Source organism: Xanthobacter autotrophicus (genome assembly GCF_030015065.1).
Classification (GTDB): domain Bacteria; phylum Pseudomonadota; class Alphaproteobacteria; order Rhizobiales; family Xanthobacteraceae; genus Xanthobacter; species Xanthobacter autotrophicus_D.
On the sequence record NZ_JAIVFN010000396.1, the window covers coordinates 1 to 458 of the forward strand.

2 protein-coding genes are annotated in these 458 nt (G+C 49.1%); both read right to left on the bottom strand.

Features of this window, described 5'->3' with window-relative positions; all coding sequences use genetic code 11:
* Positions 1 to 263, bottom strand: a 263-nt coding sequence (locus K9U40_RS23710) for a DUF1456 family protein (protein WP_140240490.1), incomplete at its 3' end; no start/stop codon positions are given.
* Positions 264 to 309: 46 nt separating this feature from the next.
* Complete coding sequence (locus tag K9U40_RS24915) at positions 310 to 444, bottom strand: LytTR family transcriptional regulator DNA-binding domain-containing protein (RefSeq protein WP_432715941.1); 135 nt, start codon at positions 442 to 444, stop codon at positions 310 to 312.
* Positions 445 to 458: the final 14 nt, after the last annotated feature.

Here is a 458-nt window from a genome sequence, read left to right on the forward strand (position 1 = left end):
ATGTTGTTATTAATGCGACGTTCCGGCTCCAGTGCCGGAGCAGACTCATCCTTGCCGCGTTTTTCATAAATCAGGCCATTGAGGAATGAAGACAAAACAATGTCCGGACAACGCTGAAAACCCTCTTCGTCTTCTTTACGTAGCCAGACGGCGATCTGTTCCGCGGTGGCTTCGACATTACCCAGCGCCAGAATACGCACCAGGTCATTATTATTGGCTTTCAAAATGTAGCGCACGCTGCGCAGAATATCGTTACTTAGCATGAGGCCTTCAGGTGTTGATGAGGCAAAAAGCCATTTTAGCAGTCTTTTACAGGCCAATCGCCTCTTTTAAGCTTTTCAGATAACGGCGGCTGACCGGCACGGTTAAGCCATTACGCAAAATCAACTCGGCCTGGCCGTTATCTTCCAGACGGATCTCCTGTAAATGCGCGAGGTTAACCAGATACTGACGATGGC